Below are 18,431 nucleotides of genomic sequence, written 5' to 3'. Positions count from 1 at the left end.
CGAATGGACCTCAAACGACTTTCACATCTTCTCGCGCTGGCCGATGAACGCCATTTCGGTCGCGCGGCCGAGCGCGTTCACCTCAGCCAGCCGGCCCTGAGCCGCAGCATTCAGGCGCTGGAGAGCGAAACCGGGCAGCGCCTGTTCGATCGCGACACCGGCGACGTCCGCCCGACGCCGGCGGGGGAGTTTCTGATCGAGCGGGCGCGGCGGCTGCTGTTCGATGCCCGTTCGCTGGAGCGGGACATGGCGCTCTACAGCGATCGCCAACTGGGCAGCCTCGCCTTTGGCGTCGGCCCGTTCCCGGCGGCCATGTTGATGCATCAAGTGGTGCCGCGACTGCGTCTGGATCATCCGGCGGTTACCCTGCGGGTGGAGGTGAACAACTGGCAGATTCTCGAAGCGCGGCTGCGCGCGGAAGCGATCGAATTCTTCGTTGCCGACATTCGCAACTTCACGGCGGAATCCGATCTGCTGATCCGCTCGCTTGGCCAGGTCTCGGCAGGATTTTTCGTACGACCGGAGCATCCGCTGGCAGGGCGCAAAGTGCAGATGGGTGAACTGGAAGGCTACGGCATCGCCACGACGCGCCTGCCGGAAGTGGTGAAGCTTGAGACTGCCCGAACACTTGGAATCTCCACCCGCCAGGCGCTGCCCATCGTGCTGGAGTGCGATGATGTGGCGTTGCTCAAGACCGTCGCTGGTTCAACCGACACCATCCTCGGCGTCATTCATGGCGCGGTGGCTGAAGATATTCGGGTGGGGCGTTTGATTGAGCTTCATGTTGTCGACAGGCCGGGATTTCATTCTGAAATCGGGGTGGTGAGCTTGCAGGGCAGGAGCTTGTCGCCGACGGCTTTGTGTGTGATCGAGGCGGTGGTTGCCGAGATGCAATCCATTCACGTCGAACAATCCCCACGTCTTTAGAGATACGTCCTACAGCCACGATTTTCCTGCTTCGTTAACGTCGTGCAGCCCTTTGCGAGGGGCTGCCGATGCATGAACGAAAGGACAATCAGTGGCTGGTCAAAAGGACATTCCCCGGGTTCCCAACCCACCGGCAGGCGACGGGCATCACGTCACCTACCGCTACATGACGGCCACCGAACTGGCCGATCAGCAAGAACGACAAGACAAGTACGACGCCATGCTGGCGAGGCAGGACGCCTTCGAGCGCAGCCGTGAGGTGGCGGCGAACAAGCCTGAGCCGGTGCGCGCGGGCTGTGTGTTTGCCAAGTCCTGCAAGTTGCCGGACGCGATCATCGATTACTCGAATCCTTCGGGGATGGTGCCGACTGACAGCCTGAAGGATTACGGCGAGCTGATTTTGCTCGGTGGCCGTGAGGCCGATGACAGCGGTGGGGTTGAACTCAAGAAAATCAGCGGCACTGCCATTCCTGCGGGGCTGGGCACTTTTGCCCTTGCCGGTGAGGCGTTCAAGGCATTGCCCGCGATGGCCTCTGCTGCCGTCATCAGCCCGTTGCTCGGTTTGGTGGCGATGTTCATGCCCTCGAACCTGGGCGACAGCGCTCTCTACACCGAAGACCAGTTGCTCGCCCTCAAACAGGCCCGAACCCGCGTGCGCCTGCGCGTTGAACAGCAGGCCGATGGCAGCCTCAAGGGTTACGGCTTTTACACCGGCAAGAACCGCGATTGGGAGATGGTTGATGTCGTGCAGTTTGCTGCACGCGGTAGCCGGTTTATTGCAGACCTTGGTGAAGGTGTTGAACTGATCTGGACGCCGGCTGTGGACGGTTCCGACATCCTCGGTATTCCGGCGCTGGAGGCTGCTCCGCAGGCGCCGCATATTTGGGTGTATCCGCCGACGAAAGCGGCGGACGGGATTCTGGTGAATCCGGTTTATCCGCCGGAGTATCGGGATTTCATTCTGGTGTTTCCGGTGGGGGCGGGGGTTAAGCCGGTTTACATTGTTGTCAGCACCCACGCGGGGGACCACGAGTATCATCCGGCTCCCGACGTGCTCCCAGCCTTTCCTGATGCAAGAATCGTAGGCCGTAAAACGTCTGTACAAGGTGGTGGGGCGAAGCGCAAAAGATGGAAAACTGCAAAGGGCTTGATTCTTGAGTGGGACTCTATGCACGGTACGGTCGAAAAATATGATGCGAGAGGTAAACACCTCGGAGAGTTCGATCCGAACACAGGCGAACCGACATCTACAAAAAAGAATAAAAAATCTAAAAAAGGTAAGAAAAGGAGCATTGAGCCTTGAGATTTTTAGTAGAAGCTTTTGACATCGAGACAGACTTCCAGGCTTTCGTTATCGAATTGCCACAGGGATGTGATGAGCAAATCAAAGCCATCATGGGTTGGAAAGAAGAACCGCAGGGGTGGGAAGGCTATGATTTGAGCCAGCCACAAATGCAAGCAATCGAAGAGCTTGTCGGTAGGTCGATTGAGGATCGAAATTTCTATTTCCAACTGACGTGCAATGTATAGACAGAAAAAGTAAAGGGGGCGGATCGATTCACAAAAAGTATCCGCCCCTTTTTGCATGAAGGACCAACCCATGCTCTTCCTTTCAATAACCGGCTTTTACCCGGATGACGTCCAAGACGACACGCTGCAGTTCGAGTTGGATATCGACGGTAGCGAAATGAATGAAAAAGTTGCACAGCTCATTGAGTCCAAGCCCCTGAGCGAACTGGAACCAGGTGAGTTGTTACTGCGCGAGGATCAGGTAGCGGCACTGGGAGCCCTGCTGGATGTCAGCTTCCCGAGCGGTCTGGAGTATTTCATGGGCACCTGTGCGAAGTACTGATACTGCGGAGAGCAAAAGGGACGGGGCCACCGTCCCTTTTTTCGTCAAAAAAGATATTTGTGAGAAAGAGATGGGACTGGAACTGAGACTGGAGTGGTACGACACAGCAACCCTGGAATTCCAGGGCGAGGAGTCATCAAGAGATCTGGGGGATGATGAATCAGTATTGAATGCCTTAGGCATTCCAGTGGAGAGCAACATCAATAATGGCGGCTTCAACGTCGTCGAACAGTGGGTTGCGACCATTCAGCCGTACTTTCAACATCAGATCGCTCTGAGTACCAACGACTACCAAATTTCGTTTGACTACAGTTAGTACCCGCAAAGGGGGCGGATGTATTTACGAAAATACATCCGCCCCCTTTTCACATAAGCCAATCAGCCCCGCTGACCCCGCCCCGGATAATTGAGCACAAACTGCACATGCGCCTTCACCCCGGTGGCCAGTGTCGCGTCATCGGCGGTGAAGTAGGGGCTGTGGTTGTTCGGCGCCTTGCTCATGTCCTGGCCTTCCGGCGTGGCGCCGAGGAACACGAACAAGCCCGGCACCTTGCGCGCGTAGTAGGAGAAGTCTTCGCTCGGCGACAGCGAGGCGGGCAGGCGCTCGACCTTGCCCGGCGCTGCCAGTTCGAGGGCCGGGATCATGGCTTCGGTCAGGACCGGATCGTTGGTGGTTACCGGCGCATTGTTCACCAGCAGCAGATTGGCCTGGGTTTCGTAGGCGCTGGCGATGCTGTTCACCAGCGGCGGCATCTTTTTCAGGATCGTGTCGCGGATGTCGGCGTTGTTGGTGCGAATGGTCCCGGTCATTTCCACGGTCTCGGGAATGATGTTGGCCGCCGAGCCGCCGTTGATCGTGCCGACGCTGATCACGCCCATGCCCTGGGTCAGGTCGACGCGCCGACTGACCAGCGTCTGCAAACCGCTGATGATGCCTTGACTGGCAACAATCGGATCGACACCGCTCCAGGGCGCCGAGCCGTGAGTCTGCTGGCCCTTGACCGTGATGCGGAACGAGTCGCTGCTGTTGAGCACGGTTCCGGATTTGTAGAACAGATGCCCGGTCGGATAACCCGCCATCACATGCACCCCGAACACCGCCTCGACCTTGGGTGAATCGAGCGCGCCATCGCGAATCATCGCTTGCGCGCCGATCAGGGTGTCGGTCTGGAATTCATCGACATCAGCCGCACCTTCTTCAGCCGGCTGAAACAGAAACACCACCGTCCCGCGCACCTGATCGCGATGCTCGGCCAGCACCTTCGCGGCGCCCAGCAACATCGCGGTGTGGGTGTCGTGCCCGCAGGCGTGCATCACCGGCACGCTCTTGCCGAGCCGCGTGCTGGTGGCCTGACTGGCGAACGGCAGGTTCGTCATCTCCTTGACCGGCAGTGCGTCCATGTCGGCGCGCAACGCCACGACCGGCCCCGGCAATCCGCCTTTCAGCACCCCCACAACACCCGTCTTGCCGACCCCGGTGCGCACTTCAATGTTCGACGCTTTCAGCCGCTCGGCCACCAGCGCGGCGGTCTTGAACTCAAGATTGCCCAGCTCTGGATGCTGATGAATCGTGTGGCGCAGATCGATGACATCCTGATTGACCGCGCTCACGGCGCCATCGACCCAGGGCGCATCGGCGGCATGGCTGGCAGTGGCAACGAACGAAGACAGAACGGCGAGGCACAGCGAGGTTTTGCAGAAACGGATCAAGGCGGGACTCTCTCTTATGGTTTTTATTGGCGTCAGAGGGTATGCCGCGATGCAAGACGGAACAAACGAGTCTGGCCGGTAATCGCACGGCTTTTGGTTTTTCACGTTTTTGCCTGAGCGCGGCTTTCAGCGGATTGTTTTCCATCGCCTGATCCGCTTCACTGTGGCTCTTTTGCCTGAGCGGAAATCAATCATGGAACGATGCGAAGCACTGGTCATCGGCCTCGGCGCCATGGGCGCGGCCACGGTGTATCAACTGGCGAAAGCCGGGGTCAACGTAGTCGGCATCGACCGCCACCATCCGCCGCACACATTCGGCTCCAGCCATGGCGACACCCGCATCACCCGACTGTCCGTGGGCGAGGGCGCGCAATACGTGCCCATCGTGCGCAACTCCCACCGCATCTGGCGCGAGCTGGAAGCGCTGTCGGGCGAGGCCCTGTTCGAACAGACCGGCCTGCTGGTGCTGACCTCAAGCCCCGACTTCGATCCCGCCGACGAAACCGACTTCACCCTGCGCACCATCGCCCTGGCGCAGACCTACGGCATCGAACACGAAGTCCTCGACGCCGCCCAGATCCGCCAGCGCTTCCCGCAGTTTGCCCTGGTGCGCGACGACGCCATTGGCTACTTCGAGCCCGAAGGTGGTTTCGTAAGGCCCGAGCGCTGCATCGACGTGCAACTGAGATTGGCCGAACAACACGGCGCCACGCTGTACAAGGGCGAGACCGTGACCCACATCAGCTCGGACGAACAGGGCGTCACCGTCACCACCGACCAGCGCACCGTACGGGCGAACAAACTCGTGGTCACCGCCGGCAACTGGGCGGGCGGCTTGCTGGGCGCACCGTTCGACAGACTGCTCAGCGTCTATCGGCAAAAACTGTTCTGGTTCGAAACCGAGCCCGACGCAGAACTGGTCGGCCACTCACCCACGTTCATCTTCACACACGGACCGGACGACGATTTCTACGGCTTTCCCGCATTGCCGGGGGAGGGCAGTTTGAAGGTGGCTACGGCGCAGTATCGCAGCACATCCACGCCCGAGACTCTGGATCGCACAGTCTCGGCCGAGGAAGAACGCGAGATGTACGAGCAGCAGGTGCAGGGGCGCATTGCCGGGCTGACGGATCGGGTAGTGAAGTCAGCGGTTTGCGCCTACACCGTCACGCCGGATCGGCATTTCATCATTGATGAGCATCCACGGTTGCAGCATACGTTGGTGGTGTCGGCGTGCTCCGGACACGGGTTCAAACACTCGGCGGCGCTGGGGGAGGCGTTTGCGCAGTGGTGTTTGCGGGGGGAGAGTGAGCTGGATCTTTCGTTGTTTTCGGTGGGGCGGTTTGAGGGGGAGTGACGGTGCTTGCGAGTGACAGCTTTAGGTCATTAGCTATGACTAATGATCGGCCGCATTGGCGAGAACCGGTCGATCCGTAAAGGGGGCCTCAAGTACATTCCGTTAAATAGACGCACGGTGGGTCAACTACATGGACATATGCTAGAAGCGTTGTGGCCGAATTTTCCACGTGGTCTCAAATTTTTTTGCGATGAGGTCATTTGGCCACTAGCCAAAAGTGGGATAAAACGGTAATTATTATTGGAGGTTTCCAGCCGTCCGCAGATCGAACCGTAACTAAGATCAAGTGCAAATTACTTCACGCTCACGGCTAAATATCACAAGGGACGTACAGGATGTTGACCGAATTCAGAGTAAAAAATCTTAGAAGTTTAAAGGATACAGGCACGGTAAAGCTTTCTCCAATAACTATTCTCTTGGGCGAAAACAGTTCCGGTAAGAGTACTTTTCTTCGGACATTCCCTCTTCTAAAACAAAGTGCTGAAACCACGACTCGAAGCTCAATTCTTTGGTTCGGGAAATATGTCGATTTCGGAGATTTCGATCAAGCGCTCATTAGGAAGCAAGGTGAAAAAGAAATCGTTTTTTCATTTGGGTTGACTGTTCCTGAGCTAATTTACCACCGACCGATCAGAGCTCAGGGGAGTTCCCGTGATCGTAGCACTTCTAACATTACAGTAAATCTGCGACTAGCGTCTTTGGGAAAGGATGGTCTTACGAGAACTGCTGGAATTGATCTAGATATCGAAGGAAACTCAGTTAAAATCGATATCAACGAATCAAATAAAATTAGCTCAATAGTTATTAATGGCGAAAACCTCAGCCGATATTGCGATAGTTACACGTACAGCTCAGCAGTCAGATTGCTTCCGCTCATTCGCGCCAAAAGCGACTCGCCAAAAGAAGATATATACAGATCGTGGTGGAGTGGATTCTGGCCCGACGGGATTTTGGATGATCTGGTAGATACACTGAGAGTCTATTCCAATAAACGGACAAGCCTAGAATCTCTTACCAATGCAGTTTATAAGGCTGCAATTGGCAAGCAGACAGATATGCTGGTTAACTTCAAAAAAATGTTCAGCACGAACACTTGGAAAAGCAAAACTGTAAATTCAGGGCTGGATGATGAAGTCTTTGTTCGCTTTCAAAATCTTCTGATATTAGCTAGAACGGGAATCATACTCTACAATCTAGATGAAATTTTAGATCAGACATTTAGGCGGGTTTCTTATATTGAGCCTATTCGCGCATCAGCGCAGCGATACTATCGTTCGCAAGATATTGGTGTTAAAGAGCTCGATTCAAAAGGCGAAAACTTAGCAATGTTTTTGCGTAATCTAAGTGAGCGAGAGAAAAGCGCGCTTGATGAATGGTCTATGAAGGAGTTTGGATTTAGAACGGTAGTGCAGTTCAATGGAGGTCATGTAAACTTAGGTGTTACGTTCGATAAAAGCAAAGACTCTTACAATCTCGCTGATATGGGTTTCGGTTACTCACAAGTAATTCCAATTATAATACAGCTTTGGACCATGTTGCATAAGCCCAGTCGAAATGGTATACCGGGGCTTTCTTACACCTGTGTCATTGAACAGCCTGAGCTTCATTTGCATCCGCGCATGCAATCGAAACTTGCAGAAATGTTAGTTTCAGTGGTGAACGCGGCCAAAGAAGCTGATGTGATTTTGCATTTAATTATCGAAACGCATAGTGAGGTAATTGTCAATAAGATCGGACTGATGACAGCAATGGGGGTTTTAACGAAAGACGATTCTACTATCGTGCTGTTCTCAAAAGAGCCAAACGCATCGCAAACAATCGTTGAGTTTAGTGGGTATCGTGAAAACGGGTCTCTTCACAACTGGCCGTATGGCTTCTTTGATTACGAGGCCTAAATGATTATTTATATTGGCGAGTCTATTAATAGTTGTGTAACTAACGGAAATTTGAGTCCCGTTGAGATAAGTGCACTTGAAGATATTGCATCCGCGGTGCGTTCCGGGGACCATTTAGTGTTCGGCGACGCTCAAGCATTGATCGCCCTTAGCAAATTTGTAAAGCTAGGGGATTCTGCGCGAGCCGCATATAAGAGCGTATTTTTTAGAGTCCCCCAGCAAGAGTCGATACTTGAAAAAGTTGAAGTCTATGTAAATATCGTTCCAGGCGATGGAGTTCCAACGCTTAACACTGTTGCAAACCAGAAGGTAATTTCCATCCCGCTAATTTTTTGTGCGGACATGAATTTGAGAGCACCGCTGGAGATAATCTTCGAAGAGATAAATGATCACTATATTTACGAAATAATATCGAAGTGGTATGTAAGTAAGGCTTTGGCGGTGAAAACACTCAATCGCAGATACCGGCCTATCCACGGCGGAGGTAATCGGACTTATGCAGTGTTTGAAAGAGCACAAAGAGACAATAATTTATTTTGTCTATGTATCACGGATTCGGATAAAAAATATCCGACTGATGACTGTGGGCCGACAAGCGTAAGGGTTCGTGAGTCTAATGATCTGACAAAAGTCCTCGCGCACCACTTAGACCTAGATTTTCACGAAATAGAAAACCTTGTGCCATTATCTTTTATCTCGGAAAAATCAAACTCCCGTTATACCGATGCTATGGTTGCTGCTTTGAAAATCGCCGAGCAGAACGGACATCAAGAGGCAAAGCTTTTCTTCGATTACAAAAAAGGCTTGAAGTTAGGCTATTTACGCGCCTGCCCGGATGCTAGTGCGTATTGGAGCGCTGCATTACCCGGACTTTCTCAAGATTGCTCTAAAAATTGTCTGCAAGCTAGCTGTACATGCGACTTATTGAAGCCATTGCAGAACAGAGCTGAAATGCGGCTTCAAATTGAGCAGCTTGTGCCGCTATACCCAGATGAGTGTCCTACGTTAAAAGCTTTGTGGAAAAGTATTGGGTCTACACTTACCAGTTGGAGTGTGGCGGGGCCGGCAAAGTTGGTCTGATTGTTGATGGCTATTATTCCAATAGTTTCGCGTACTAAGTTTTTTACATCGAGGGCAGAGCTTCAAAATGAGGGAAAATAGGCGCGGATTTATTTTTTTGACAATAAATTCACCCCATTTTTAGATTTTTTATGTAATGTGCGCTCAGGCGGCATCAGTTATATTTTTTTGATCATTATATTTTTCCTCAATGTGGGGGTTGGTGAAAAGGAGTTTCGATTGTTTACACAAATCGCGCCATATATCACAGTATTAACAGCCATAATAGCGGCCTATTTGACATATCGCAGTCAGTTGAGATTGAAGACTTTTGAGATGTTAGTTGAGCGAAGAAATGCTGTTCTTTTGGATATTGAAAAATTTATCGGAGAGCTTTATGACGCTAATTATGAAGCTGTTGGCGAGGAAGTGACTCTTGCATCAAAAAAATACTCGCGTGAGTATTTTCATGAAGCGCTGATATTGATGCACAAGATAAAAGGGGCAAATTTTGGATCGTCTGTTGATGTGCTAAATAAAACTTTTTGGCAAATCATCACTAAGCCGGGTTATGGTGAAGCGGTAATGTCAAAAGAACAATTCAAGGATTGGGTAAGTAGAACGACAAATGTAGTGTCGTTGATTTATGGTCTCGCACATAGTGAACTTACAAAAGAGCTAGAAAAAATGGCCTTACCCTGGCTTTCAAGAAAATTAAAGGCATATCAAAACAGAAAGGCTATTCAGCGCTAATCGGTGCCAAATCGATGACTGCTTCAACTGATAGCTGCCATTCATCATGGCAGCTACGGCCAACGCACATTCCCTCTATCGCGGCGTACTATCCGATCGCAGAGGGCAAGCGTTTAGGTCTTCACCTCAACATGATCCAACGCCTGATTCACCGCCAACTCACTCAACATCACCAACTGCGCAATCCCGATCGCAGTCTTGCGATGGGCAGGCTCCAGAGTCGCCGCAAAGTTGTTGAGCATTTCGCTCGCCGAGCCCAGTGATTCGCTGGCGTTGGCCAGGAGGGATTCGGTGTTGTAGGCCGGGTTGGCCAGGTACATGGGGTCGTGTTTGTGATGGCTGCCCATGATGCGTTGTTGCGGAGTGAGGTAGTGGTCGAGCGCGCGTTCTGCCGCTTCGTTAAGGGTTCGGGAATCGGGAAATTTGTAGGGGGATACCGGATCGGTTTCCGGTGGGTTCGGTGTTGGCTTGAACATAGATGTAACTCCAGGGTGAAAAAGTGGAGCCATCAGCCTCGCTACCAAACGAGGGTGGTGGCCATACGGAGGTTGGTAGACCGGTCACCTGGATACCCGGCGCGTCCGAAGACGCCCTACGCATGGCCACCATAAAACAGAGGGCGAAAGAGTCCCTGCAATCTGGTGTTGCGATGCGACAGGTAATCCGGGCTACCAAACCCGATCACTGTTTTTCAGTGACCCGGAAACGATAAAACCCGCACCCCAGACGCACAAGCCGGCGGATTCTGGCGTAGTCGTAGGCAATGACGCAAGACGCTGTAGCCGTGGGGAAGTAATGCCGGGCGTTTCTAAACACCATTCGAAAAACGCTTAAACACGCCGCCCTCGCCATGTCGAAATCAGTCGTCCATGCCACTCCTGAATAAAAGCGGACTCCCGTCTGCGAGATCACGCGATCACATCGATTTCAATTTTCCTCTCCGTACCCATTCTTTCTCGGCACCTACCAGCGCGCGTCACTTTTTATGCTTGATGAAACGTTTCAGCAGGTTTATAAAAACGGCACAACTCCAAGAAAGGCTGCTCCCATGACCCCGCTCAAACTCGTTGTTGCCCTCAGCGCACTGTCCGCTGCCTCTCACGCCATGGCCTGGGATTACGTTCTGCTCGACACCGATAAAGCCGCTCAGAACTGGCAGATCACCAGCCAGCAACTCGGCGTGAAAACCGACAAACCCTTCAGCGTCAGCCTGCGCACCTTGCATGGTGGTCGGCAGGAGGGCGTCAGCATTGTCGACATCGATAACGGCACGATGAAACTCTCGGTGGTGCCGACGCGGGGAATGAACGTCTTGCAGGCCTCGGTCGGCGATGTGCGTATGGGCTGGGATTCGCCGGTCAAGGAGGTGGTCAATCCGTCCTTCATCGAACTCAATGGCCGCGGTGGTCTGGGCTGGCTGGAGGGTTTCAACGAGCTGGTGACCCGCTGCGGATATGAATGGGTCGGTCACCCCGGCGTCGACAACGGCGAACTGCTGACCCTGCACGGCCGGGCCGCTAACATTCCGGCGAACAAAGTCACCCTGCACATCGATGAAACGCCACCGTACGCCATCACCCTGCGCGGTGAACTGAAAGAGCAGGCGTTCAAGAAAGTCGACTTCTCCGTCGCCACCGAACTGGTCACCGAACCCGGCAGCGTCGTGTTCGCCCTCAACGACACTCTGACTAACAACGGCGACTATCCGAAGGAATACCAGGCGCTGTACCACAGCAACTTCAGCACCCCGTTCCTGGAGCAGGGCGCTCGTTTCGCCGCGCCGGTGAAACAGGTGTCGCCGTTCAACGACAAAGCCAAGGGCGATTTGGCTGAATGGCAAACCTATCGCGCGCCGACCAAGGACTACGACGAAACGGTTTACAACGTGGTGCCGTATGCCGATGCCAAGGGCGATACGTTGACCGTGTTGCATAACAAGGCCGGCAGCCTGGGCGTTTCGGTTGGCTTCAATACGCAGACATTGCCGGTGTTTTCCCTGTGGAAGAACACCGATACCCAAGGTCAGGGTTATGTCACCGGGCTGGAGCCGGGGACGAGTTTTTCCTACAACCGTCGTTATCAGCGCCCACTGAACCTGGTACCCACCATCGGGCCGAAGGAACACAAACAGTTCCGCATCAGCTACAGCTTGTTGGCGGATAAGGCGGCGGTGGATAAGGCCTTGAAGCAGGTGAGCGACATTCAGGGCGGGCGGGAGACCGAGGTGCGGCAGACACCGTTGGTTGATCTGACCAAGGGCTGACACCGGCTAGAAAATGGGGGACTGATTTATTTTTCCTAAATAAATCAGTCCCCCTTTTATATTTTGGAAACCAACAAGGCGTTACCCGTTACCGGCAGCCGTTCGACAAAATCTGCAATCTTCCCGCGCCCCTCGCAAATGCACCACAGGAATCTCCGGCCCAATGGCCTGGCGCACTCCGTCGATTCCCGGCCGATAGCCCCGGTCGAAATTCCACACAAATTTCAGAAAGGTCAAAAACGCCCGATCGATCTTTTCTCGACAACCCGCAGCAAGATCCGGGCGAGGCCGGTTCATCACGCTGCGTTTGATCACGCGGACGAGGCAGGTCAGGCGTGGAGTATCGAGCCAGATGATCAGGTCGGCGCGAGGCAGGCGCAGGTCGAAGGTTCGGCGAGCGTAGTTGCCTTCACAGACCCAGGTGTCCGCCGCGATGGCCTGGCGTACGCGGGTGCGAAACTGCTCGGCGTCGGGCTCGACCCAGCCGGGTTCCCAGAACAGCTTGTCGAGGTGGATCACCGGCAGGCCCAGGCGTTCGCCGAGGGCGCGGGCGAGGGTGGATTTGCCGCTGCCGGCGTTGCCCAGAATGACGATCCGTTGCATGGGGACTTCCTGTCGGGAAAAAAGCCGGCGATTGTGCAGGAATCGGCTCTCCGACAGAAGTCCGATCGCCGCCCGCCATGTCGAAATCAGACGCCCCCATGCCGCTCCCAGGCTATTTGCGATCAACTCCAGGCACGTAAGGTGACGCATCATTTCATTGCCCTGCGTCGTCGTCCGACCGATTTGTAACGCTGCAGCGCTTGAGGTGCGCCGCTCTGGAGCAGGGCAACAGGAAGAAATGATGATCGCCTGACACGTCGTCAGTACGCCCAAACGTCGATCACCAGAGAACAACAAAAACAATGAATAGCCTGAACTCGAAGGACTCGAACGGTCAGTTGGCGCAGGGCTTCAAGCCGCGTCATGTCACCATGCTTTCCATTGCCGGCATCATCGGTGCGGGGCTGTTTGTCGGCTCCGGCCACGCCATTGCCGCCGCCGGCCCGGCCGTCTTGCTCGCTTATCTCTTCTCCGGTCTGCTGGTCGTGCTGGTCATGCGCATGCTCGGTGAAATGGCCGTGGCCCATCCGGACACGGGATCGTTTTCCACCTATGCCGATCAGGCCATCGGGCGCTGGGCCGGGTTCACCATCGGTTGGTTGTATTGGTGGTTCTGGGTGCTGGTGATTCCGATTGAAGCGCTGGCCGCCGGGCATGTCTTGAACCAGTGGTTTCCTCAGGTCGATGCGTGGTTGTTCGCGTTGTTGTCGATCATTTTGCTGGTGGTGACCAACCTGTTCAGCGTGTCCAAGTACGGCGAGTTCGAGTTCTGGTTTGCGATGGCCAAGGTGGTAGCGATCATCGGGTTCATCGGGCTGGGTTTTTCGGTGTTGATGGGCTGGATTCCGGAACGTGAGGCCAGCGGTTTGAGCCGGTTAATGGAAGAGCACGGCGGGTTTGCGCCCAATGGTTTGTCGGCGGTGGTCGGGGCGTTCATCACCATCATGTTCAGTTTTATCGGGACCGAAGCGGTGACCATCGCGGCCGCCGAATCGAGCAACCCGGCACAAAACATTGCCAAGGCCACGCGTTCGGTGATCTGGCGCATCGGCGTGTTTTATCTGCTGTCGATTTTCGTGGTGATTTCGGTGGTGCCCTGGAACGATCCGCTGCTGGCGTCCGTCGGCTCTTACCAGCGCGCGCTGGAGCTGATGAACGTTCCCAACGCCAAATTCCTCGTCGATGTGGTCGTGCTGATCGCGGTGGCCAGTTGCATGAATTCCTCGATCTACATTTCTTCGCGGATGCTGTTTTCGCTGGGCCGACGTGGCGACGCTCCGCAACCGCTGAAGGTGACCTCCGCTGCGGGCGTGCCGAGGGCGGCGGTGATTGCCAGCACCGTGATCGGTGCCGGGGTGACGCTGTTCAGCTATTTCATGCCGGCCGGGCTATTCCAGTTTCTGCTCGCCAGCTCCGGCGCGATTGCGTTGCTGGTGTATCTGGTGATCGCGGTTTCGCAATTGCGCATGCGCCGGATGCTGCGTCGGCAGAACGTCGAGCTGACGTTTCGCATGTGGCTGTTTCCATGGCTGACGTGGCTGGTGATCGCGTTCATCTGCGCCGCGCTGGCGGTGATGATGGTGACGCCCGAGCATCGTCTGGAAGTGACGTCGACCATTGGCCTGGCGCTGGCGATTTCCTTTATCGGGCTGGTGACCACGCGGCAGCATGGGCAGGCGAGGGCGGCGGTCTCGGCGGGCAAGGCTTAGGTGTGTCGCAGGCTTCAACTGTGGGACTATAGCCGACATGCCTGACATTCGATCGGAGCCCCATCGTGCAGACCATCCGCCGCGCTGAACCTCGGGATGCCGAGTGCATCACCGCACTCGTCACTGAGGCCTACACGCCCTACATCGCCAGAATCGGCAAGAAACCTGCGCCGATGCTGGAGGATTACCGGCAGGTGTTGCAGGACAACGAGACGTTTGTCCTGGCCGACAATGATGAGGTTGTCGGTGTGCTGGTGATGAGCCCTGAAGACACCGAGCTGCTTCTGGTCAACGTCGCCGTTTCAGTTCGGCACAAGGGCAAGGGCCTGGGAAAAGTGCTGATGGCGTTCTGCGAAGAGCACGCGCGTGGCAAGGGGCTGGCGGCGGTGCGGTTGTACACCCACGAACGGATGACCGAAAACATCGAGATCTACAAAAAGCTCGGCTATCTCGAAACCCATCGCGCCACGGAAGATGGGTTTGCCCGGGTGTTCATGCGCAAGGCGCTTTGACCAGAGAATACTCGATCACTCAGCGCCTGCTCGAAGCCATCGCCTGACCTCGCCCTGTATCGCATACGCCGGCGCCTCGACCGCATTGAAATCCTGCGTATACCGCTGCGCAAAACCGTCGACTCCCCATTCCTGAAACTGTTGCACATGCTTCAGTTCGTGCGCCCAGAGAGCCACGTTCTGTTCTGCAGTCTCTGCATCGCGGAACAGGATGATGTCGATCAGCGTCACCGCACCGACATCCGGGTTTTGCAGGATGGCCGTGGCGGCGTTGTATTGGCCGTCGTTGGTGACTTTGTAGTGCACAGCATCGAGGACGCCGGGGTCATACCAGCGCAGCAGTTGCTCCCGGATATGCGGGGGAATCGGTTTGATGTCGGAGCTGGCGGCTTCGGCGTGGGCTTGGGTCAACGCCAGCGCCAGAGCGGGTGCCGCGATCCGGAAGAGGTCTTCAGACAGGCGTCCCGGATCCGGCAGGCAAATGCAGCTGTCGAGGCACACTTGTTTTTCGCCGGCAGGGCAGGTGTCAGCTTGGGCGGGCGCTACAAGGGCAAGCCAGGTGACGAGGCTGATGAGAGTGGAGGGCATGGGCGCTATTCGATCGCAAGACCGCACCAGAGAAAGAAGGCAGGCGTAACGTGACGGCGTTGCACCTGCCTCCGCTTGACCTCAACCGCGTTTCGGCAGCTTCCAGTTCGGGCGAATGAAGTGGCAGGTGTAGCCGTTCGGAATACGCTCAAGGTAATCCTGATGCTCCGGTTCCGCTTCCCAGAACGGCCCCGCCGGTTCGATTTCGGTAACCACCCGGCCTGGCCACAGGCCTGATGCGTCGACATCAGCCGCAGTGTCTTCGGCGATATCGCGTTGCTGCTCGTTCAGGTAATAGATCGCCGAACGATAGCTCGGACCGAGGTCGTTGCCTTGGCGGTTAGGCGTGCTCGGATCGTGGATCTGAAAGAAAAACTCGAGGATCTGCCGATAGCTGATCACGGCAGGGTCGAAGACGATTTCGATGGCCTCGGCGTGATTGCCATGATTGCGGTAAGTGGCGTTCGGCACATCGCCGCCGGAATAACCGACCCGCGTCTGCAGCACACCGGGGTAGCGGCGCAGCAGATCCTGCATGCCCCAGAAGCAGCCGCCGGCGAGAATGGCAGTTTCGGTTTGAGTGGTCATGGCATGTCCTTCCTCTCGAATGGGTCGCAGATGTTCCTTGATATGAGGGAGTGTGGGCCGATTCCAAGGTTGAGCCGGTAAATAAATCGTGAAGGGCGGGCTCGCTCAGCGATCCGTACGCGGCATCGCCGCAATCGGCTGTATTTGCCGGGATGCCTGCGCCGAACACCAGCGATTCCGCCCTTGCTGCTTGGCCTGATACAGACAAGTATCGGCCGACTTGAGCAAACTGGCCGGGGTCACCGCATCGTCAACCGGATAGCGCGTTGTAATCCCGGCACTCGCAGTGACATACCCCAGCGGATGCCCGGCATGTTCAAGCTCCAGCGAACGAATGGTCTGCAGAATGTCTTCAGCCACCTGAATCGCCCCGGCGCTGTCGGTGTTGGGCAGCAGCACGGTGAACTCCTCGCCGCCATAGCGCACGGCCAGATCCGAAGGCCGCTTGATCGCTTTGCGGATACCGTCGCCGACCGCGATCAGACAGTCGTCGCCGGCGGCATGGCCGTACTGGTCGTTGTAACGCTTGAAGTAGTCGACATCGAGCATGATCAACGACAGCGAAGTGCCCTGACGCCGGGCGAGGCGAATCTCGTCTGCCAGCGCCGCGTCCAGGCGCCGACGGTTGCCAAGGCCGGTGAGGCTGTCAGTCAGCGCCATGTCGCGCATCGTTTTGTGCGCCGAGCGGATCTCTCGCTCCATCGCGATCCGCTGACGCAACTGGCTCAGCACGATGAGCCCGAAACAGGCCAGCACCAGAATCAGGAACACCAGCACAAAGCCGTTTTTCAGCAGGTCCTGACGCCACGGCGCAATGATGGAGTCACGGGACAAACCGGCCTCGACCACCAGCGGGTAAGTGGTCAGGGCGCGATAGCCGTAAAGACGTTCGGTGTCGTCGACCACCGCCCTGATCTGGGCGATGCCCTGGTTGGAGCTGGGCAGATAGGTCTTGAAAATCTCGCTGTTCGCCAGGCTTTTGCCGACCACCGAGGCAATGAACGGTCGGCGCACAAGGATCGTGCCGTCGCGCATCGCCAGCACCAGCGCGCCCTTGTCATCGATGCGGAAGTCACCGTAATAGTCGACGAAATAGCTGACCTTGACCGTCCCCAGCAGCACACCGGCGAACGAGCCGTCGGGGTTGTTCAAGCGCCGCGAGATCGGAATGATCAGGTCATGGGTGGAACGGCTCTCCACCACCTGACCGATGCGCACGCGCCGGTCTTCATGGGTGCGGTGGTACTGGAAATAATCGCGGTCGGCGTTGTTGGCGGTCTCGGGCGTGACCTCCTTGTCGGTCACGATCCAATGGCCGTCCGGGCCGTAAATGAACAGACCGTGCAGCTGCGGCATGATTTTCGACTGCTGGATGAGCAGCTTGTGAATCCGCGCCACATCCAGGTTTTGCAGCCCATCGCCTTCGACCCGCTCGGCCAGCCCGGCGGTCAGCACATCGACCTGGCGGATGGTGTCCTCGGCATGCTGCGCCGTGGCGCGGGCAAGGTTGGTCACCGAATCACGCGCGGAGGCGAAGACCGAACGATAGTCACGCCACGTCCGCCAGCTCTCGACCGCCAGAAAGGCCACGACCACCATCAGCATGAAACTGACGGTCAGCCGAAAGGTTGAGCCGGCCTTCACGCCTTTGCGGGGCGCGCGCGGTGCTTCATCTGGCGTGGGCGCTTGCGTATTGCGTCCGGGCATCAACATTTCCCTGGAGGTCGTTCTGAGCGGGCGAACATTATGACAAGGATAGGCGCGAAGGTCGGGGTGGCTGTGTGAACTGCCTGGCAGTTTGAGCTGATTGTCCGTTTTGGGTTGACGGTGAAACGCTTTTCAGAGGATTTATCGCTTTCAGGCGAGTCAGTAATCTGTGCCCATCTTGAACGCAAACGCACTTCCACAACTAAAAAGGGATTCACACATGAGCACTCCAACCTACAACCGCCTGAACAAAGACGACGCCGTGGTTCTGCTGGTCGACCACCAGACCGGTCTGATTTCTCTGGTTCAGGACTTCTCGCCAAACGAGTTCAAGAACAACGTATTGGCGCTGGCCGATCTGGCCAAGTTCTTCGAGTTGCCGACCATCCTCACCACCAGCTTCGAACAAGGCCCGAACGGCCCGCTGGTGCCGGAACTCAAGGAAATGTTCCCGGACGCGCCTTACATCGCTCGTCCAGGCCAGATCAACGCCTGGGACAACGAAGACTTCGTCAAGGCGATCAAGGCCACCGGTCGCAAGCAGATCATCATTGCCGGTGTCGTGACCGATGTGTGCGTAGCGTTCCCGACCCTGTCGGCGCTGGCGGAAGGGTTTGACGTATTCGTAGTGACCGACGCTTCCGGCACCTTCAACACCACCGTGCAGCAAGCCGCGTGGAATCGCATGACCCAGGCTGGCGCACAAATGATGAACTGGTTCTCGGTGGCCTGCGAGCTGCACCGCGACTGGCGCAACGACATTGAAGGCCTGGGCAACCTGCTGTCCCAGCGCATCCCGAACTACCGCAACTTGATGAACGGCTATGCCGCACTGACGGCGCATCAGAAATAACCGGATGCTGGACAGACGAAAGCCTGCTTTGAAAAAAGCAGGCTTTCGTCGTTTC

At 55.9% G+C, this 18,431-nt stretch carries 18 protein-coding genes and 1 pseudogene; 13 read left to right on the top strand and 6 right to left on the bottom strand.

All coding sequences use genetic code 11. The annotated features are described in order from the left end of the window. Positions 1 to 3 precede the first annotated feature (3 nt). The 5 genes from M5G18_RS01505 to M5G18_RS01485 all read left to right on the top strand — a co-directional run bounded on the left by M5G18_RS01505 (position 4) and on the right by M5G18_RS01485 (position 3,095). Complete coding sequence (locus tag M5G18_RS01505) at positions 4 to 927, top strand: LysR family transcriptional regulator (protein ID WP_273896928.1); 924 nt, start codon at positions 4 to 6, stop codon at positions 925 to 927. Positions 928 to 1,018: 91 nt separating this feature from the next. Then, a complete protein-coding gene (locus M5G18_RS01500; protein ID WP_273896927.1) occupies positions 1,019 to 2,230 on the top strand; it encodes a colicin E3/pyocin S6 family cytotoxin in 1,212 nt (403 codons plus the stop codon). Then, the gene (locus tag M5G18_RS01495; RefSeq protein ID WP_085688188.1) at positions 2,227 to 2,457 is read left to right on the top strand and encodes a DUF7683 domain-containing protein; all 231 of its coding nucleotides are present in this window, start codon (positions 2,227 to 2,229) and stop codon (positions 2,455 to 2,457) included. The genes M5G18_RS01500 and M5G18_RS01495 overlap by 4 nt, the downstream gene beginning before the upstream one ends. A 70-nt stretch (positions 2,458 to 2,527) precedes the next feature. Then, the gene (locus tag M5G18_RS01490) at positions 2,528 to 2,779 is read left to right on the top strand and encodes a pyocin S6 family toxin immunity protein (RefSeq protein WP_273896926.1); all 252 of its coding nucleotides are present in this window, start codon (positions 2,528 to 2,530) and stop codon (positions 2,777 to 2,779) included. Between the two features lie 70 nt (positions 2,780 to 2,849). After that, positions 2,850 to 3,095 carry a colicin E3-like toxin immunity protein gene (locus M5G18_RS01485; protein ID WP_273896925.1) on the top strand — a complete coding sequence of 82 codons (246 nt, stop codon included), beginning with the start codon at positions 2,850 to 2,852 and terminating at the stop codon, positions 3,093 to 3,095. A 62-nt stretch (positions 3,096 to 3,157) separates the two neighbouring features. Here M5G18_RS01485 and M5G18_RS01480 read toward each other — a convergent pair whose 3' ends face one another. Then, complete coding sequence (locus tag M5G18_RS01480; protein ID WP_273896924.1) at positions 3,158 to 4,489, bottom strand: amidohydrolase; 1,332 nt, start codon at positions 4,487 to 4,489, stop codon at positions 3,158 to 3,160. Positions 4,490 to 4,682: 193 nt separating this feature from the next. On the opposite strand from M5G18_RS01480, the gene solA reads away from it, so the two are divergent. The 4 genes from solA (at position 4,683) to M5G18_RS01460 (ending at position 9,553) form a co-directional block, all read left to right on the top strand. Then, positions 4,683 to 5,846, top strand: a complete 1,164-nt coding sequence (gene solA, locus M5G18_RS01475) for an N-methyl-L-tryptophan oxidase (RefSeq protein WP_273896923.1) — start codon at positions 4,683 to 4,685, stop codon at positions 5,844 to 5,846. 335 nt (positions 5,847 to 6,181) lie between these two features. Continuing rightward, a complete protein-coding gene (locus M5G18_RS01470; RefSeq protein WP_273896922.1) occupies positions 6,182 to 7,741 on the top strand; it encodes an AAA family ATPase in 1,560 nt (519 codons plus the stop codon). Next, the gene (locus M5G18_RS01465) at positions 7,742 to 8,821 is read left to right on the top strand and encodes a hypothetical protein (protein WP_273896921.1); all 1,080 of its coding nucleotides are present in this window, start codon (positions 7,742 to 7,744) and stop codon (positions 8,819 to 8,821) included. Positions 8,822 to 9,040: 219 nt separating this feature from the next. After that, on the top strand, positions 9,041 to 9,553 hold the full coding sequence (locus tag M5G18_RS01460) for a hypothetical protein (RefSeq protein WP_273896920.1): 513 nt from the start codon (positions 9,041 to 9,043) through the stop codon (positions 9,551 to 9,553). A 113-nt stretch (positions 9,554 to 9,666) separates the two neighbouring features. Here the strand turns inward: M5G18_RS01460 and M5G18_RS01455 are convergent, their stop codons facing one another. Continuing rightward, positions 9,667 to 10,029: a DUF6124 family protein gene (locus M5G18_RS01455; RefSeq protein ID WP_011333718.1), complete on the bottom strand. Its 363-nt coding sequence runs from the start codon at positions 10,027 to 10,029 to the stop codon at positions 9,667 to 9,669. Between the two features lie 572 nt (positions 10,030 to 10,601). On the opposite strand from M5G18_RS01455, the gene M5G18_RS01450 reads away from it, so the two are divergent. Then, entirely contained in the window at positions 10,602 to 11,816 is a 1,215-nt protein-coding gene (locus M5G18_RS01450; protein WP_011333719.1) for an aldose 1-epimerase family protein, read from the top strand. A gap of 56 nt (positions 11,817 to 11,872) precedes the next feature. Here the strand turns inward: M5G18_RS01450 and M5G18_RS01445 are convergent. Further along, positions 11,873 to 12,419: pseudogene (locus M5G18_RS01445) on the bottom strand (AAA family ATPase). Between the two features lie 302 nt (positions 12,420 to 12,721). On the opposite strand from M5G18_RS01445, the gene gabP reads away from it, so the two are divergent. Together gabP and M5G18_RS01435 are read left to right on the top strand one after the other, a co-directional pair. Beyond that, positions 12,722 to 14,128: a GABA permease gene (gabP, locus tag M5G18_RS01440; RefSeq protein ID WP_273896919.1), complete on the top strand. Its 1,407-nt coding sequence runs from the start codon at positions 12,722 to 12,724 to the stop codon at positions 14,126 to 14,128. Between the two features lie 65 nt (positions 14,129 to 14,193). Continuing rightward, on the top strand, positions 14,194 to 14,640 hold the full coding sequence (locus tag M5G18_RS01435) for a GNAT family N-acetyltransferase (RefSeq protein ID WP_273896918.1): 447 nt from the start codon (positions 14,194 to 14,196) through the stop codon (positions 14,638 to 14,640). A gap of 15 nt (positions 14,641 to 14,655) precedes the next feature. Here the strand turns inward: M5G18_RS01435 and M5G18_RS01430 are convergent, their stop codons facing one another. From M5G18_RS01430 to M5G18_RS01420, 3 genes are all read right to left on the bottom strand, one after another. Beyond that, on the bottom strand, positions 14,656 to 15,228 hold the full coding sequence (locus M5G18_RS01430; RefSeq protein ID WP_420793302.1) for an eCIS core domain-containing protein: 573 nt from the start codon (positions 15,226 to 15,228) through the stop codon (positions 14,656 to 14,658). A gap of 81 nt (positions 15,229 to 15,309) precedes the next feature. Further along, positions 15,310 to 15,816 carry a peptide-methionine (S)-S-oxide reductase MsrA gene (gene msrA, locus M5G18_RS01425; RefSeq protein WP_221399463.1) on the bottom strand — a complete coding sequence of 169 codons (507 nt, stop codon included), beginning with the start codon at positions 15,814 to 15,816 and terminating at the stop codon, positions 15,310 to 15,312. A 105-nt stretch (positions 15,817 to 15,921) separates the two neighbouring features. Then, positions 15,922 to 17,523 carry a sensor domain-containing diguanylate cyclase gene (locus tag M5G18_RS01420; RefSeq protein ID WP_273896917.1) on the bottom strand — a complete coding sequence of 534 codons (1,602 nt, stop codon included), beginning with the start codon at positions 17,521 to 17,523 and terminating at the stop codon, positions 15,922 to 15,924. 220 nt (positions 17,524 to 17,743) lie between these two features. Here M5G18_RS01420 and ycaC point away from each other — a divergent pair, with 220 nt between their 5' ends. Next, positions 17,744 to 18,376: an isochorismate family cysteine hydrolase YcaC gene (gene ycaC, locus M5G18_RS01415; RefSeq protein WP_007958138.1), complete on the top strand. Its 633-nt coding sequence runs from the start codon at positions 17,744 to 17,746 to the stop codon at positions 18,374 to 18,376. Positions 18,377 to 18,431: the final 55 nt, after the last annotated feature.

Origin of the sequence: Pseudomonas aphyarum (assembly GCF_028657055.1) — a bacterium.
In the GTDB taxonomy this organism is placed as follows: Bacteria; Pseudomonadota; Gammaproteobacteria; order Pseudomonadales; family Pseudomonadaceae; genus Aquipseudomonas; species Aquipseudomonas aphyarum.
This window is presented reverse-complemented; position numbering and strand designations above follow the sequence as displayed.

What these genes read in the sequence shown, in the direction of transcription:
- M5G18_RS01465 (WP_273896921.1), top strand. Translation starts at nt 7,742, where the DNA reads ATGATTATTTATATTGGCGAGTCTATTAATAGTTGTGTAACTAACGGA.
- msrA (WP_221399463.1), bottom strand. Translation starts at nt 15,816, where the DNA reads ATGACCACTCAAACCGAAACTGCCATTCTCGCCGGCGGCTGCTTCTGG.
- M5G18_RS01450 (WP_011333719.1), top strand. Translation starts at nt 10,602, where the DNA reads ATGACCCCGCTCAAACTCGTTGTTGCCCTCAGCGCACTGTCCGCTGCC.
- solA (WP_273896923.1), top strand. Translation starts at nt 4,683, where the DNA reads ATGGAACGATGCGAAGCACTGGTCATCGGCCTCGGCGCCATGGGCGCG.
- gabP (WP_273896919.1), top strand. Translation starts at nt 12,722, where the DNA reads ATGAATAGCCTGAACTCGAAGGACTCGAACGGTCAGTTGGCGCAGGGC.
- M5G18_RS01490 (WP_273896926.1), top strand. Translation starts at nt 2,528, where the DNA reads ATGCTCTTCCTTTCAATAACCGGCTTTTACCCGGATGACGTCCAAGAC.
- M5G18_RS01470 (WP_273896922.1), top strand. Translation starts at nt 6,182, where the DNA reads ATGTTGACCGAATTCAGAGTAAAAAATCTTAGAAGTTTAAAGGATACA.
- M5G18_RS01455 (WP_011333718.1), bottom strand. Translation starts at nt 10,029, where the DNA reads ATGTTCAAGCCAACACCGAACCCACCGGAAACCGATCCGGTATCCCCC.
- M5G18_RS01505 (WP_273896928.1), top strand. Translation starts at nt 4, where the DNA reads ATGGACCTCAAACGACTTTCACATCTTCTCGCGCTGGCCGATGAACGC.
- M5G18_RS01430 (WP_420793302.1), bottom strand. Translation starts at nt 15,228, where the DNA reads ATGCCCTCCACTCTCATCAGCCTCGTCACCTGGCTTGCCCTTGTAGCG.
- M5G18_RS01420 (WP_273896917.1), bottom strand. Translation starts at nt 17,523, where the DNA reads ATGCCCGGACGCAATACGCAAGCGCCCACGCCAGATGAAGCACCGCGC.
- ycaC (WP_007958138.1), top strand. Translation starts at nt 17,744, where the DNA reads ATGAGCACTCCAACCTACAACCGCCTGAACAAAGACGACGCCGTGGTT.
- M5G18_RS01485 (WP_273896925.1), top strand. Translation starts at nt 2,850, where the DNA reads ATGGGACTGGAACTGAGACTGGAGTGGTACGACACAGCAACCCTGGAA.